General features: G+C 34.6%; 11 protein-coding genes. 8 read left to right on the forward strand and 3 right to left on the reverse strand.

The window, feature by feature from the left end; all coding sequences use genetic code 11:
* On the forward strand, window positions 1-717 hold the full coding sequence (locus VFM92_RS04920; RefSeq protein WP_325121077.1) for a hypothetical protein: 717 nt from the start codon (window positions 1-3) through the stop codon (window positions 715-717).
* A gap of 157 nt (window positions 718-874) precedes the next feature.
* On the opposite strand, the gene VFM92_RS04925 is transcribed toward VFM92_RS04920, so the two are convergent.
* From VFM92_RS04925 to hppD, 3 genes are all read right to left on the reverse strand, one after another.
* Window positions 875-1,375, reverse strand: a complete 501-nt coding sequence (locus VFM92_RS04925; RefSeq protein ID WP_325121078.1) for a metallophosphoesterase family protein — start codon at window positions 1,373-1,375, stop codon at window positions 875-877.
* 242 nt (window positions 1,376-1,617) lie between these two features.
* Entirely contained in the window at window positions 1,618-3,339 is a 1,722-nt protein-coding gene (locus VFM92_RS04930; protein WP_325121079.1) for a phospho-sugar mutase, read from the reverse strand.
* Between the two features lie 277 nt (window positions 3,340-3,616).
* Window positions 3,617-4,711 (reverse strand): 4-hydroxyphenylpyruvate dioxygenase, encoded by a 1,095-nt coding sequence (hppD, locus tag VFM92_RS04935; RefSeq protein ID WP_325121080.1) that lies wholly within the window; start codon window positions 4,709-4,711, stop codon window positions 3,617-3,619.
* Window positions 4,712-4,871: 160 nt separating this feature from the next.
* On the opposite strand from hppD, the gene VFM92_RS04940 reads away from it, so the two are divergent.
* The 7 genes from VFM92_RS04940 to VFM92_RS04970 all read left to right on the forward strand — a co-directional run bounded on the left by VFM92_RS04940 (window position 4,872) and on the right by VFM92_RS04970 (window position 15,717).
* Window positions 4,872-5,279, forward strand: a complete 408-nt coding sequence (locus tag VFM92_RS04940; RefSeq protein WP_325121081.1) for a hypothetical protein — start codon at window positions 4,872-4,874, stop codon at window positions 5,277-5,279.
* 319 nt (window positions 5,280-5,598) lie between these two features.
* A complete protein-coding gene (locus VFM92_RS04945; RefSeq protein WP_325121082.1) occupies window positions 5,599-7,806 on the forward strand; it encodes a sodium-translocating pyrophosphatase in 2,208 nt (735 codons plus the stop codon).
* A gap of 594 nt (window positions 7,807-8,400) precedes the next feature.
* The gene (locus VFM92_RS04950) at window positions 8,401-9,105 is read left to right on the forward strand and encodes a hypothetical protein (RefSeq protein ID WP_325121083.1); all 705 of its coding nucleotides are present in this window, start codon (window positions 8,401-8,403) and stop codon (window positions 9,103-9,105) included.
* 10 nt (window positions 9,106-9,115) lie between these two features.
* Window positions 9,116-9,508: a hypothetical protein gene (locus VFM92_RS04955; protein ID WP_325121084.1), complete on the forward strand. Its 393-nt coding sequence runs from the start codon at window positions 9,116-9,118 to the stop codon at window positions 9,506-9,508.
* 209 nt (window positions 9,509-9,717) lie between these two features.
* Window positions 9,718-11,646: a GAF domain-containing protein gene (locus tag VFM92_RS04960; protein WP_325121085.1), complete on the forward strand. Its 1,929-nt coding sequence runs from the start codon at window positions 9,718-9,720 to the stop codon at window positions 11,644-11,646.
* A gap of 47 nt (window positions 11,647-11,693) precedes the next feature.
* Window positions 11,694-13,295, forward strand: coding sequence for an ATP-dependent DNA ligase (locus VFM92_RS04965; RefSeq protein WP_325121086.1), 1,602 nt, complete (start codon window positions 11,694-11,696; stop codon window positions 13,293-13,295).
* Window positions 13,288-15,717: a ligase-associated DNA damage response DEXH box helicase gene (locus VFM92_RS04970; RefSeq protein ID WP_325121087.1), complete on the forward strand. Its 2,430-nt coding sequence runs from the start codon at window positions 13,288-13,290 to the stop codon at window positions 15,715-15,717. The genes VFM92_RS04965 and VFM92_RS04970 overlap by 8 nt, the downstream gene beginning before the upstream one ends.
* Window positions 15,718-15,748 lie beyond the last annotated feature (31 nt).

The raw sequence follows: 15,748 nt of genomic DNA on the forward strand, positions 1-15,748 counted from the left end.
ATGAAAATTATTACAATAACAGTACTTCTAGCGGTAGGCTTCAACTACCAATATTTATTTTCTCAAAACCAAAGTGAAAATAAAGACAACTACTCTAATTTTCAAAATTACATTGATTTTAATATGAAATTAGTTGATTTTGAAAATAGCCTGTATGTTAATGATTTTAAAACCACTGAATTTAAAATAGAAAATGGGATGATCTACAGCATAAACAAACTGATTGGTGTCTCTTTCGGTATCAATGGAGGTGTGATTTTAGGGATTCCATATGAGGATCGTCTACCGGCATATATCAATAGCAGTAATGCTTCCGCTATTAACAACTTTATTGAATATTACCCGGAGATCAATTACCTAGATCAAACCTTGGCTAAAACCAGATTTTATATTGGGCTGCACCCTCAAATTGGCTTTAATATTGCTTATAAATGGAAGCTTAAACTTGGAACTGAAATACGATATTTCTTTAAACCTTTTTTTGAAGAGAGGTCATATTTTGGAAACACCTATAGGGAGGAGGGAGTAGATTACATCTTATTGGGAAATGTAGGACTAAATTATATTTTAAATGAGCATATTTCGATAGGTATTAATTATGATAGAGGAATATCATACTTACGCAGAATACTAATAATAGATTCGGATGGGAATGAACCATATACAAGTTCTGTTACCTACCATAGTTTAGGATTAAACATTTCATACTCATTTTAATCTGTTATGTAAAAGCAAAAAAAAGGAAATTATTTGGATTTCCTTTTTTGTTTGCATCCTTTTTGATATAATTCTATGACTAGATCAGGCATTCAATTTCACTATATATTTTTATCTGTAATCTTTTAGGACGAGTCAAACTAAATACTTCATCATTTTAACCTCTTTTCCCCAACTCAATCACCTCCAACTTTTCCAATTTCCCATTATTAATCTCAAAGCGCATCATGGTTCTGATTTTATGAAAGCCTTGATTACCTGCTGCCCCAGGATTTAGGTAAAGCAAATTTCCATGCTTAGGATCAGGCATTGCTCTAAGGATATGAGAATGACCACAGATAAAAACATCTGGCTTTTCAGATTCAATTAATTTCCTAACTCTTGGATTGTAAGAAGGTGGCTTCCCTCCTATATGCGTCATGAATATTTTTACACCTTCTCTCTCAATGAATAAATTCTCTGGATAAGCCCTTTGAAATTCTGGTGTATCTATGTTGCCATAAACCACTAAAGTTGGGGCAATTTTGTTAAGATTTTCTATTATTTGACCTGTTTCCCCTACATCACCGGCATGCCAGATTTCGTCACAATCTTTGAAATAATTGGGGATAGTTTCATCCCAAAAACCGTGGGTATCGGAAATTAAACCTATTTTCATGTTTTGGAGGTTGTTATTTGGTAACAAATTCTGGAATAGACAGGTATTTTAACCTTAGGTTAAAATCAAAAGATTCCTGCCTTCGCAGGAATGACGTTCTAATCTAATTTTCTCCTTTAACAAAAAGTTAATCTCTATAAATTTTGCAACACAATATTTGAATTAACTTAATCACTAAATTCTGTGCGTCATTCCTGCGAAGGCAGGAATCTTGTCTTATTGAACCGAAGTTTCAATAATCCCTATAAATCCAAATCATCTAAATATGATTTTATAATATTGCCTAATTCCGCAAAATCTTCTTCATAACTTTCTTTACTATTTAGTTTTCCTTTTACGCTTACATAGAACTTAATTTTAGGCTCAGTTCCAGATGGTCTCGCGGAAATCTTACTTCCATCCTCTAAGAAAAATTGCAATACATTTGAAGAAGGGAAATTCAATTTACTTTTATTCCCGCTTCCCAAATTCAAAATAGTAGAATTCTGATAATCGCGAACCTCTAACACTTTAGTTCCTGCTAAACTCTTTGGTGGTTCCTCTCTAAAGCGTGTCATCATTGCTTTTATTTCCTCACTACCTGATTTTCCTTTTTTAGTAATCGAAATCAAATCTTCACGATAGAAACCAAATTTCAAATACATCTCGATCAAGTATTCATAAAGAGTCATTCCTTGGGACTTCACATAAGCAGTCATTTCAGCAATCATAACAGTAGCAGCAACAGCATCTTTATCACGCACATAATCGCTAATCATATAGCCGTAGCTTTCTTCTCCCCCACCTATAAATTTCTTTTTCCCTTCCAAATCACGGATAACAGCTGCGATATTTTTAAAACCAGTTAACGTATCAAAGCATTCTACCTCATATGCATCTGCAATATTTTTAAAGAGCTCTGTGGTTACTATTGTTTTAACAATAAACTGATTTCCATCTAATTTTTCCAAATCACTCCACCTGCTTAATAAATAATAAATCAACAATGAACCGGTCTGATTTCCGTTTAAAAGTTCAAATTCATTCTTACCATTTTTGATAGCAATCCCAACACGATCAGCATCTGGGTCTGTTGCCATCACGATATCGGCATCAACTTTCTTTCCTTTAGCCAAAGCCATTGACATAGCTTCTTTTTCTTCAGGATTTGGATAAACTACAGTTGGGAAATTACCATCAGGTTCAGATTGCTCTTCTACCAAATGCACATTTTTGAATCCATACATTTCCAAGGCTTTAGGCACTAAGGTGATACCGGTTCCATGAATTGAAGAATACACGATATTGATAGATTTATCTTCTTCAGTAGCATCAGGAAAAAGGGATATTTTCTTAACTTCTTCTAAATAAGCTTCATCTATATCCTCCCCAATAGTTTCAATTAATGCATCTTTACCATCAAATTGAACATCATCAATAGAAGAAATGGATTGCACTTCAATCATCACATTCAAATCATGAGGATCAACCATTTGGGCACCATCTGTCCAATAAGCTTTGTATCCATTATATTCTTTAGGATTATGTGAAGCTGTTAAAACCACTCCACTTTTGCACCCTAAATGACGAATAGCAAATGACAATTCAGGTGTTGGTCTTAAACTCTCAAAGAAAAAAACTTTAATATTATTAGCTGTAAATACATTTGCCACCACTTTTGCAAATTCCTCAGCATTATTTCGGCAATCATGTGCAATAGCAACCGAAACACCCTGTTCCGTGAAGGTTTTATTAAGATAATTGCTTAAACCCTGAGTTGCCATACCCAAAGTATATTTATTCATCCGGTTACTCCCCACGCCCATAATCCCTCTTAAGCCACCAGTCCCGAATTCTAAATCTCTATAAAATGATTCTTCAAATTCTTCCTTATTATTTTCCTGAAGGTCTCTGATTTGTTTTTTGGCTGCTTCATCTACTACTTTACTATCTAACCATTGTTTGGCTTTTTCCTGACTTGTCATGATGGTTCTTATATTTTTAATGTTTTATCTATTCAATATATACGTTAGTATTTTTCATGATTTACGCATGATTTATGAAGTTTAAATTACAGAATAATCGATTAGCAAAAAATAAATACTGTTTAAAAAGTGTCTAAAATGAAAAAACCATAGAATTCATTTCTATGGTTTTTAAAAAATTTATTCATCCTTAGCGCAAGCATCAGCTTATTCTTTATTTGAAATTATAAGTAAATATTAGCGTACACGTGTCGCGTGTGCCAATCCTATTTCCTAATTACAAATTCCCTCTCAGCTCCTGTTCTCTTTCAATTGCCTCAAATAAAGCTTTGAAATTTCCTTTACCGAAAGATTTTGCTCCTTTTCTCTGAATAATTTCAAAGAAAACAGTTGGTCTATCCTGAACAGGCTTAGTGAAAATCTGAAGTAAATAGCCTTCATCATCTCTATCTACCAATATATTGTTATCTTTTATTGGCTCAATATCCTCATCGATTTCACCTACTCTTTCAAACAAATCATCATAATAAACTTCTGGAACACGTAAGAATTCAACTCCTCTTTTACGCATTTCGGATACAGTCTCCACTATATCATCCGTAGCAATTGCGATATGCTGAACACCTGCTCCCTTATAAAAATCTATATATTCTTCAATTTGAGATTTCTTTTTTCCTTCTGCCGGTTCATTAATCGGGAATTTTATAAAACCATTTCCATTTGAAACCACTTTTGACATTAAAGCAGTAAAATCTGTGGAAATATCTTTATCATCAAAAGTGATTAAAAGGTTAAAGCCCATTACATCCCTATAAAAATCAACCCATTTATTCATTTCGCCCCAACCAACATTTCCTACACAATGGTCTACATATTTCAAACCAATAGGGCTAGCAGGCAATTCACTTGTTTTTTCGATAAAGCCAGGCAAGAATACACCATTATAATTCTGTCTATTCACAAAGGTATGGATCGTATCTCCATAAGTATGAATGGAAGCCACTGTTACTTCACCATGTTCGTCTTTGATAGTTTTTGGAGGAGTATGAGATTTTGCACCTCTTTTGGTTGTTTCGTTGTATGATAATTCTGCATCATCCACCCAAAGTGCTAAAACTTTTACTCCATCTCCATGTAAATTCACATGTTGAGACACTTCAGTATCAGGAGCTAAGGAAGATGTTAGAACCAAACGGATTTTACCCTGTTGTAACATATACGAACACCTATCTTTAATTCCCGTTTCCGGTCCTGCATAGGCTTTCAACTCAAATCCAAAAGCTGTCTGATAATACATTGCAGATTGCTTTGCATTACCTACATAAAATTCGATATAATCGGTGCCATTAATTGGCAAAAAGTCCTGTTCCATAGTAGTTTAAATCGATTGCATTATTATTTATAACTCAAAATTATGTTTTTTAGGCGGTAATTGAAATAATTCTCAAACTATTCCTAAATAGTCTTCCGTTTACTTGGAAGTTATAAGCAATCTAAAGAATTTTACGTTCAGAAAATAACAGCACTTAAGCATGATAGATATTAAAAGTTTAGACAAGGATTTAACAGCATTGGTAAAAGCAAAAATTGCTTTAAGTAAATTGACTTATGCTGACCAAGACTATGACAAGATTGAAGAAGAGCTTCATGATATGGAAGACGATTTCATAGAAAATTATGGAGAGTATTTGGAAGAAGCATTAGCAGAGGTTCATGATGAATTTTGCCCGGACAATGATGTATTGCTTCCAATCGCCTATTTAGCTGATGAGTATATAGTTAAAGAAGACACTATAGATGTAGCTCCAGGGCAAGGCGTTTTAGTAGAAGCAGATGATTTTGCAAGTGCAAAAGTAACTTTGGCTTTAGCTCCTCAACCTACAAGAATTGTACTACAAGCTGGAAACGACCACAAAGAAGTGGTCTGGAGAGCGGAATAAATAATTATAAAACATCATAAATTGAAATCCTTTTCTATGCCAGAAAAGGATTTTTTTATTTCCAGCGAATTATTGAATATGCTGCATAATGATTAGAAAACAACATTAGAATGCCAATGAATTTCCCTTCCACCTTATACATTTCATAATTTGTATAGTGCTGAAAAGTAAAATTCTTCCCCAATAAAATCATCCAATTTGCCATATGAAGTATCGCAAACAGTCAATTATACAAATCTTCATTTTCTTTTATTAATTATTTCCATTTCCCAATCATCCCTCTATATTTGCAGGGTTTTAAAAAAACTAAAGAAAACTTATGAGCAATATTATCTGGATTGTCCCGATTCTCGGGATTGTGGGACTGATTGTTATGGCTATAAAATCCGCTTGGGTATCGAAACAAGATGCCGGAGACGAAAGGATGACTGAATTAGCCGGCTACATAGCCAAAGGCGCTATGGCTTTTTTAAGAGCTGAATGGAAAGTGATGTTCTATTTTGTAATAATTGCTGGTATTTTGCTAGCTTATTCAGGAACATTAGTAGAAACTTCCTCTTGGGTGATTTCTATTTCATTTGTGATAGGTGCAGTATTTTCAGCCTTTGCAGGATATGTTGGGATGAACATCGCAACAAAAGCGAATGTTAGAACCACACAAGCTGCAAAAACTAGTTTAGCAAAAGCCTTAAAAGTATCTTTTTCTGGCGGTACTGTAATGGGATTAGGAGTTGCAGGTCTTGCCGTTTTCGGAATGGGTATATTGTTTATTTTCTTATATAATATGTATGTAATCCAAACCGGTGGAGATGTTAACGGTTTGGAAATGGAAAAAGCATTGGAAGTATTAGCTGGTTTCTCTTTAGGAGCTGAGTCTATTGCCTTATTTGCTCGTGTTGGTGGTGGTATTTATACAAAGGCTGCTGACGTTGGAGCTGATTTAGTGGGTAAAGTAGAAGCTGGTATTCCTGAGGATGATCCAAGAAACCCTGCTACCATTGCAGATAATGTTGGGGATAACGTAGGTGATGTTGCGGGTATGGGTGCCGATTTATTTGGTTCATATGTGGCTACAATTTTAGCCTCTATGGTTTTAGGTAGAGAAATTATTTCTGATGACCAATTTGGCGGTATTGCCCCTATCTTGCTTCCAATGATTATTGCTGGTATGGGATTAGTATTCTCAATTGTTGGTACATTATTCGTAAGAATATCCAAAGAAACTGATAGCGTTCAAAAGGCACTTAACTGGGGTAACTGGTCATCTATCATATTGACCGTTATAGCTTCTTTTTTCCTAGTAACCTGGATGCTTCCTGAAACCATGATTATTAGAGATTATGCATTCACCAATATGGATGTTTTCTGGGCAATCTTCACAGGTTTGATAGTTGGCGCTTTGATGAGCATAATTACAGAATATTATACTGCCATGGGCAGAAAACCTGTTTTATCCATTGTTAAACAATCTAGCACTGGTGCTGCAACAAATATCATTGGTGGATTAGCTGTAGGTATGCAATCAACTGTTTTACCAATTTTAGTTTTAGCAACCGGTATAGTAGTTTCCTATTCTTTTGCAGGTCTTTATGGTGTAGCAATTGCTGCTGCAGGTATGATGGCTACAACTGCTATGCAATTAGCCATTGATGCTTTTGGACCAATTGCAGATAACGCAGGTGGTATAGCTGAAATGAGTGGCTTACCTGAAGAAGTAAGAGACAGAACGGATAATTTGGATGCTGTAGGAAATACAACTGCTGCAACGGGTAAAGGTTTTGCCATTGCTTCAGCAGCCTTAACTGCATTAGCGCTTTTTGCTGCTTTCGTTGGTATTTCAGGAATTGACTCAATTGATATTTATAAAGCACCAGTTTTAGCTGCTTTATTTGTAGGTGGAATGATTCCATTTATCTTCTCTTCATTAGCAATTGCAGCAGTTGGTAGAGCTGCTATGGACATGGTTCAGGAAGTAAGAAGACAATTCAAAGAAATGCCAGGCATTATGGAAGGCACTACTAAGCCTGAATATGAAAAATGTGTGGATATTTCTACAAAAGCTTCTATTCGTGAAATGATTTTACCAGGTGCAATTGCATTAATCACTCCTTTATTGGTAGGATTCGGACTGAAAGGCGTATTTGCAGATACTTCATCAGCTGAAATCTTAGGTGGTTTATTAGCGGGTGTTACCGTTTCAGGTGTATTGATGGGTATTTTCCAAAACAATGCTGGTGGTGCTTGGGATAATGCTAAGAAATCATTTGAGAAAGGTGTAGAAATCAATGGTAAAATGCAGTATAAAGGTTCTGAAGCACATAAAGCTTCAGTTACTGGTGATACTGTAGGTGATCCATTCAAAGATACTTCAGGTCCTTCAATGAATATTTTGATTAAATTAATGTCAATTGTAGCATTAGTAATTGCTCCTCATATTTCTGTTAAAGATCACAGCACTGCGGCAATAAAAAAGGAAGTGAAAGAAGTAGTAGTTGAAAAAAGCGAAATAATCAAAGCTGAAAAATAATTTTTAAAATCAATGAATTTGAAAAGGTTAGTCAGTTTTCTGGCTAACCTTTTTTTGCTTTCATGACGAATGCAATAAAATATACTGCTTAAACTTCCCTAGGTATATTTAATTCCCTTCAATACGTAACTGATTCAATCTTCTTCGAGTCAGGAACTCATCTCAACTATATGGAATCTAATATTTAATTTCCGCCACCCTATTTTTGGTACTGAATATCAGAAAGATACAAAAGTTACCCTTATAATTACCTAATAGACACTATTCAAAGGATACCTTGAAGAAATTCACAACATTTGTACAAAAAATAAAATAGTTCTAGGATATATTATATGTTTAGTCTCATCTTTGCAAAAAAATATATAATCTTATAAAATGAAAAGAAAATTACTAGCAATGTTGAGCATTGCAATGATGTTTCAAGCCTGTCAGGAAGACAAGGTGTTGGAAAATGAGAACCCCAATCTAAGTATTGAAGAATAATATCAAGAAAATGGATTAACCGAAACAAAGTTAGGTGAGAAACTTGAAAACCCATATAGCGTGAGCAATATGAGTGTGGCTTATGAAAGCTTGGCAAAATAAAACAACCGTTTGAATTTTAGCAGCGATATCATTCAAACAACACATTATTATCTTAAATTCTTTGTAAGTTCAGCAGAGCATTATGATGAACTCCAATCTGATTCATTGGATTTATTTGAATATCCCTTGGATTATGAAATTGAATCTTACGGTGATTATTTTATGGACGAAGAGGACAGTCAGGAAGGTAAGTGGTATTATACTGTTGTATCAAAAGATTATGAATTTCATAACTTAGAGTACGAAATACTGGAAGACTTATTTATGGAAGATGGATTAGGAGATGAAAGTGGTAGAGTATCACAAGCACTTACTGGCTTTTATTATCAATTAGAAGACGAATCTTTAAGGCTTACTGGATTATTGCCTAATGATAACGATGGTGAAAGTCAAAGAATGCCGCCTTCAAGAACTCCTACAGGCAGATTACAAGTAAGAAATACCGAAGCAAATACTTTAATACCTGTAGTGGGCGTTAAAGTAAAAACAAGAAGATTGGCAAAGTTAGGACATGGGTGGACAAACGGTGCAGGTAATTATACTGTGAACAAATCTTACCGTTACGATGTACACTACAGCGTATCATTTGAAAATCAAAGTGGTTTTAAGGTTTGGAATACCTTATTAGATATAAACCCTAGATTGTTATCTGAAAATAATAATAGACAAAGAGCTTTCGTCCTTGATCTATTCGAAGCTTACTTTTGGGATTAAATAAAAAAAAATGAAAAACTTAATATTATTATTTGGACTGATTCTTCTGGTTAGCTGTGATCCAGAATACTGTGCTAATTACATCATTGAAAATCAATATAATGAAGATATAGAAGTGAAATTCTATTCTGATGGAACAGAATCAAATTTTGAAATACCTTCAAAACAAGAAGTATATGTATTAGAAAATGCATGTGGAAATTCTGGCGGACCTGATATATTAGATCTTCAAAATGAAGATTCAATTTTAGTATTTTCTAATAATGTAAACTTAGCTACTTTTTATCCGGGTGATCCTATATATCAAACTGAAAATGAAGAGATTTGGCAAATGACTACTGATGGAACATATGATTACACTTTTAGATTTAAAATTTCTGAAGATAATTTAAGTGTAGAATAAAATCTCATTCTAACGCTAAAATGATTTTAAACTAAACCTTCCAGCATTCAAAAATACTGGAAGGTTTTTTTATGATTTATAACGAAATGAATGTTCTTGATTTGAGCATATAGAATATTCTCATACCAATTCCTAATGCTTTTATTGTAATTGCAGCAAATCATTTATATTTTGCTGATACTTTTTAAAGCGTTACAAATCTAAACCTAATGGCAGAAAGAAATTCTCAAGAAAACGGACAAAAGAAGAAGTTTTCACTTAAAAAATATATCCGTATAGATTTTAAGACCCTTCAAGGTAGAATTACCATTGGTTTTCTTCTAATGGGAGCCTTCGCCGTAATCATATTGATTAGCAGTAATTATTCGTGGCAAAAACAAGTTAATAAGGCAAAGGAATTAATTACTCTAAATAAAAATAGTAGTACGCTAGCTTCTGAAATTCAACAATTGGTGGATTTAACCACTATTTTATCTTTTAGATACATCAGCACTGAAGATGAATTCTTCAAAAATGATATAGAAAACCGCTGGTTCAATGACATTTATCCTAAAGTAGATGAATTAGACAGTTTGGTTAGGGAATTTGGCAATGAAAAAGTAATCACTTTCACAGAAGAATTGAATGCTCATTTACCAAATATCAAAAGCAAACAAAAAGAAGCAATTTCAGAATTAAGTTACGAGGAGTTAAATAAAGAGGAAGTCATTGATGATATAATTCATTTGACATTCCTAATCAATAAGATAAAAGAAGAATTAGCAAAAGCTGAACAGCAAACATTACAGGAAATACAACAAGCAGAACAGAATATTCCTTTAATGCTTACCATTGAATTTATTATTGCCTTTATAATTAGTGTAATAATTGCTTTATATATAATTCGTTCTGTCTTATTTAGGATCAAATATTTAAAAGTAAATATTCGAGAATTGGCACATGGAAATCTGCCTGAGGAAATGAAGGAATCTGATGATGAATTGAACTCCATCATTAAAGCCCTTAATGAACTAACGGTAAATCTTAAAGGGATCACAAAATTTGCAGATGAAGTTGGAATAGGAGATTTCAGAACAGATATCACTGTATTTGAAAATCAAGGTCACTTAGGACAATCCTTGGCAGAAATGCGCAATGAACTGCAAAATGTAGCGGAGCAAGACAAAAGAAGGGTTTGGTTTAATGAAGGGATTGCCAAATTTGGAGATATACTCCGTAAAAACGATGATAATATTGAAAATTTATCAGCAAAGCTGATTTCCGAATTAGTAGAATATACAGACTCCATTCAAGGATCTCTTTTTATTGTTAATAAAGAGGATGAACAAAATATTAAGATTGTTCTAAAAGGAGCCTATGCTTACCACCGTCAAAAATTCCTAGAAAAAGAAATAAACCCAGGACAGGGATTAGTAGGTCAATGTTATTTAGAAAAAGAATACATTTATTTATCTGAAATTCCAGAGAACTATGTTTCCATTCGTTCTGGATTAGGCGAAGCAAACCCTACTCACATTTTGATAAGCCCAATGAAATTGAATGAAGAAGTGTTCGGTATCATTGAATTGGCTTCTTTCCATCCGTATGAAGATTACCATAATGAATTTATAGAGAAAGTTGGTGAAAGCATTGCCTCTACTTTCCAAGGACTTCAAGTTTCATTGGAAACCAAAAAACTTTTGGAGGAATCTCAAATGAAAGCCGAACAATTACAGGCTCAGGAAGAAGAAATGCGCCAAAATGCTGAGGAACTCGAAGCTACACAAGAAGAAATGGAAAGGCAAAGCCGTGAAATGGGTGCTTTTAATCAAGCGGTTAGTATTTCTACTATGGTGGCTGAATTTGACAAAAACGGAAAAATCCTTGAAATCAATAGCCAAGTAGAATTGCAAACAGGCTGGGATAGTGAAGATTTAATCGGATTTGACAGAAAAAAATTGCTCCAAGACGAGGAAGATGTAGACTGGAACCAAACTTGGATTGACATTACAGAAAACATGTCGATGAGTAAGTCTGCTAAATTGCTGAACAAACACGGTCAAGAAATGCCAGTCGTGGCACATTGCATGCCTGTTTCTGACGAAAATGGAAATCCAGTAAAAATTGCTTGCATATTTATTAAGAAAGAAAAGTTTTAAGAACATAATAATTTAAGAGCTGTTATAGAATTCTTAAAGGCTCCGACTTGAAAGAATTTGCAAAACTCATAACATCACTCGACCAAAGCAATAAAACCAATGATAAGGTCAATGCTTTAAAAAGCTATTTTCAAGTTGCCAATGATAAAGATAAAATCTGGACATTGGCACTTTTCACGCATAGAAAGCCCAAAAGAACAGTCAATACAAGCTTGCTTAAAGAATGGATAATTGAATGGACAGGTATACCGGAATGGCTTTTTCAGGAATCTTACCATGTGGTAGGTGATTTAGCAGAAACTATTGCACTCTTATTGGCTTCAGACGAAGCGGATAATAAAGAAATTGATAATCCCCTTTCCTATTACATTGAAACTTTAATCAACCTTAGAGATAAAACTCAAGATGAAAAAAAAGCAGAGCTTCAGTTAATTTATGATGAATTAGACCAACAGGAAAGATTCGTTTTTACCAAAATCATGACTGGTGGCTGGAGAGTTGGTGTTTCCCAAAACCTGATTACCAAAGCAATAAGTGAAGCTTTTGAAATTGATAAATCTATTATAGCACATCGATTGATGGGTAACTGGACTCCTCAACACAATACATTTCAAGAACTAATCTTAGAAGAAAGTCAAAACGATTTAGCCTCTCGCCCCTATCCTTTTTATTTAGCTCATCCAATTGAAACAGAAGAAATTCAAAAAGATTTAAATCCTGAAGATTGGCAAGCGGAATGGAAATGGGATGGCATTCGAGGACAAATTATTAAAAGAAATGATGAAGTTTTTATTTGGAGCCGAGGTGAAGAATTGGTCACTGAAAAATTTCCAGAGCTTGCGGAAATGGCTAAAAACCTTCCAAATGGTACTGTATTAGATGGAGAAATTACAGCTTTCGAACATGGTGAACCACTTTCATTTGGAGTTCTACAAACCAGGATAGGCAGAAAAAACATAACAAAAAACCTATTAAAGAAAGCTCCAGTGGTTTTTATCTGTTATGATTTAATTGAATTTCAAGGTAAAGATATCCGCTATGAGTCTTTGCGAAATAGGATACAACATCTACAGAAGCTTATATCAGAAATTAATAATTCTCTTCTGCTTGCTTCTGAAAGCATTGATTTCACTAGTTGGAATGAATTAATAGAGATTCGCAAAAAATCAAGAAGCTTGAAAACAGAAGGTTTAATGCTCAAAAGGAAAGATTCCATTTATGAAGCGGGCAGAAAAAGAGGCAGCTGGTGGAAATGGAAAATTGCCCCCCTCACCATTGATGGAGTTATGATTTATGCCCAAAAAGGCCACGGAAGAAGGGCTGATTTGTATTCTGATTATACACTAGCCGTTTGGAATGAGGATGAACTGATTCCTTTTGCGAAAGCATATTCAGGTTTAAGCGATGCCGAAATGAAAAAAGTAGATGCCTTTGTGAAGAAAAATACCAAAGAGAAATTTGGTCCTGTTAGAACCGTAAAGCCTGAACTGGTTTTTGAAATTGCCTTTGAAGGTATTCAAGCTTCAAACAGACACAAATCTGGCATTGCACTTCGATTTCCCCGTATAAAACGTTGGAGACAAGACAAGCCTATTTCCGAAGCTAATAAATTAACCGACCTGCAAGAATTACTAGAAAAATATGGATAAGCGCATCAAAGCAGGCATCAATTGGTTTGAAAGGAAAGGCTGGAAACCCTTCCCATTTCAAATTGAAACCTGGGAGAAGTTCCTTGCTGGACATTCTGGTCTGCTCAATGCTCCAACCGGTAGCGGTAAAACTTATGCACTTTGGATTGGCTATCTGATTTCCAAACTTCATGAAAAACCGAAAAAAGGATTGAAATTTTTATGGGTCCTACCTTTGAGAGCTTTGTCTAAAGATATTCAATCGGCCATGCAAGAGGCAACTCAAGATTTTGAATTTGACTGGAAAATTGAAATCCGAACGGGAGACACTTCTACCAAAGACCGGCAAAGACAAAAGAATACACCCCCTGATTGTTTAATCACGACTCCTGAAAGCTTGCATCTGTTGCTAAGCCAGAAAAATTCAACTGAATATTTCAAAAATCTCGAAGCTGTAGTTGTAGATGAGTGGCATGAACTCTTAGGAAGTAAAAGAGGGATTCAAGTCGAATTAGCTCTCTCCTCTTTTAAAGAATTCAGTGAAAATCAATTGAAAATTTGGGGTATTTCAGCCACTATTGGAAATCTACCTGAAGCTCAAAAAGTACTACTGGGTGCAAATGAAAAAGCAGGAAAATTCATTAGCGCCAATTTGGATAAAGAAATCAAAATCGAATCCATTTTACCAGATGAGGTTGAAAAATATCCATGGGCTGGGCATTTAGGAATAAAATTGATTGACAAAGTTTTACCCATCATTCATGCTAATAAAACCACTTTAATTTTCACAAATACCCGTTCACAAACAGAGATTTGGTATCAGCAATTGCTGAATAAAGACCCTGAATTAGCTGGAGCTATCGCAATGCATCATGGTTCGCTTAATAATCACATCAGAACATGGGTGGAAGAAGCGCTTCATAGCGGACAAATTAAGGTGGTGGTATGTACTTCCAGTTTGGATTTAGGAGTTGATTTTCGTCCTGTGGACACCATCATTCAAGTAGGTGGGCCAAAGGGTGTGGCGCGATTTGCGCAAAGAGCAGGAAGAAGTGGCCACCGACCAGGAGAAATCAGCAAGATTTATTTTCTACCTACTCATTCCCTTGAATTAATTGAAGGTGCGGCCTTACGAACTGCTATTGAAGAAAAAGATTTTGAAGCCAGAATCCCCATTCAAATGGCTTTGGATGTACTTCTTCAATTTATGGTGACACTAGCAGTAGGTGATGGATTTGAGCCGGATAAACTCTACAAGCAAATCAAAAACACATTTTGCTATCAAAAAATAACCAAAAAAGTCTGGCAATGGCTTTTGAGCTTTTTGAAAACTGGAGGGGAAAGTTTATCGGCTTACGATGAATATCATAAAACTATCACCGAGGAAGGCAAGATAAAAGTCATCAATAAACGAATGGCCATGCGTCATCGTTTATCTATTGGTACAATCGTGGGCGATCAGGTGCTGAATGTGAAATATGTAAAAGGTGGACATCTAGGGACCATAGAGGAATATTTTATCAGTAAATTGAAACCTGGTGATGTGTTTTGGTTTTCTGGAAAAGCATTAGAATATATTCGATTGAAAGATATGACCGTTCAGGTCAAGAAAAGCAAAAGAAAAACAGGACAAATTCCTCAGTGGATGGGTGGAAGAATGCCGCTTTCCTCTCAGTTATCTTTTCATATCAGACAGAAATTAGAAAAGCTAAGAAAGAATGAACTTGATGAAATTGAGCTTATAAAAATTCAGCCTTTAATCGAAAGACAGAAAGAACTTTCCATAGTACCCAATGCAAATGAATTGTTGATAGAATCTGTCATTTCAAAAGAAGGCTTTCATATTTTCATATTTCCTTTTGAAGGTCGATTCATACATGAAGTGTTGGCTGGTTTAATTGCCTACAGAATCAGCATTTCGCAGCCCATTACATTCTCTATAGCCATGAATGATTATGGATTCGAGTTATTAACTGATGAAGTGTTCGATTTTGAAGAAATGCTATCCTTGGATTTATTCTCCTTAGAAAATGTAAAAGAAGATATTTTACTGGGCATAAATGAAACTGAAATGGCAAAGAGAAAATTTAGAGATATAGCATCCATCTCTGGCCTAATTTTCAGAGGATTTCCTGGGAAAAACATAAAAGAAAAGCATATTCAAGCTTCTTCTTCCATTTTATTTGATGTGTTTTCAGAATATGAGCCTGAGAATTTATTGCTTCAACAAGCCCACAGAGAAGTAATTCAACAACAATTGGAAGAAGATCGATTATTGAAATCCCTTAAGAAAATCAACAGTCAAAAAATCATTTATAATAAAACCTCTAAACCCACTCCTTTTGCTTTCCCCATCATGGTGGATAGGTTGAGAGAAAAATTTTCAACAGAAACTATAGAAGAAAGAGTAGCAAAAATGCAACTACAATTAGAAAGTTTATGATTTTAATTTTACATTTGAAAGCAAAATATTT

The sequence above is a fragment of the Marivirga sp. genome, from assembly GCF_035704835.1.
GTDB lineage: Bacteria > Bacteroidota > Bacteroidia > Cytophagales > Cyclobacteriaceae > Marivirga.

Coding starts and splice junctions, on each gene's coding strand:
- VFM92_RS04945 (WP_325121082.1), top strand. CDS start 5,599: ATGAGCAATATTATCTGGATTGTCCCGATTCTCGGGATTGTGGGACTG.
- VFM92_RS04925 (WP_325121078.1), bottom strand. CDS start 1,375: ATGAAAATAGGTTTAATTTCCGATACCCACGGTTTTTGGGATGAAACT.
- VFM92_RS04955 (WP_325121084.1), top strand. CDS start 9,116: ATGAAAAACTTAATATTATTATTTGGACTGATTCTTCTGGTTAGCTGT.
- VFM92_RS04930 (WP_325121079.1), bottom strand. CDS start 3,339: ATGACAAGTCAGGAAAAAGCCAAACAATGGTTAGATAGTAAAGTAGTA.
- VFM92_RS04970 (WP_325121087.1), top strand. CDS start 13,288: ATGGATAAGCGCATCAAAGCAGGCATCAATTGGTTTGAAAGGAAAGGC.
- VFM92_RS04920 (WP_325121077.1), top strand. CDS start 1: ATGAAAATTATTACAATAACAGTACTTCTAGCGGTAGGCTTCAACTAC.
- VFM92_RS04940 (WP_325121081.1), top strand. CDS start 4,872: ATGATAGATATTAAAAGTTTAGACAAGGATTTAACAGCATTGGTAAAA.
- VFM92_RS04960 (WP_325121085.1), top strand. CDS start 9,718: ATGGCAGAAAGAAATTCTCAAGAAAACGGACAAAAGAAGAAGTTTTCA.
- hppD (WP_325121080.1), bottom strand. CDS start 4,711: ATGGAACAGGACTTTTTGCCAATTAATGGCACCGATTATATCGAATTT.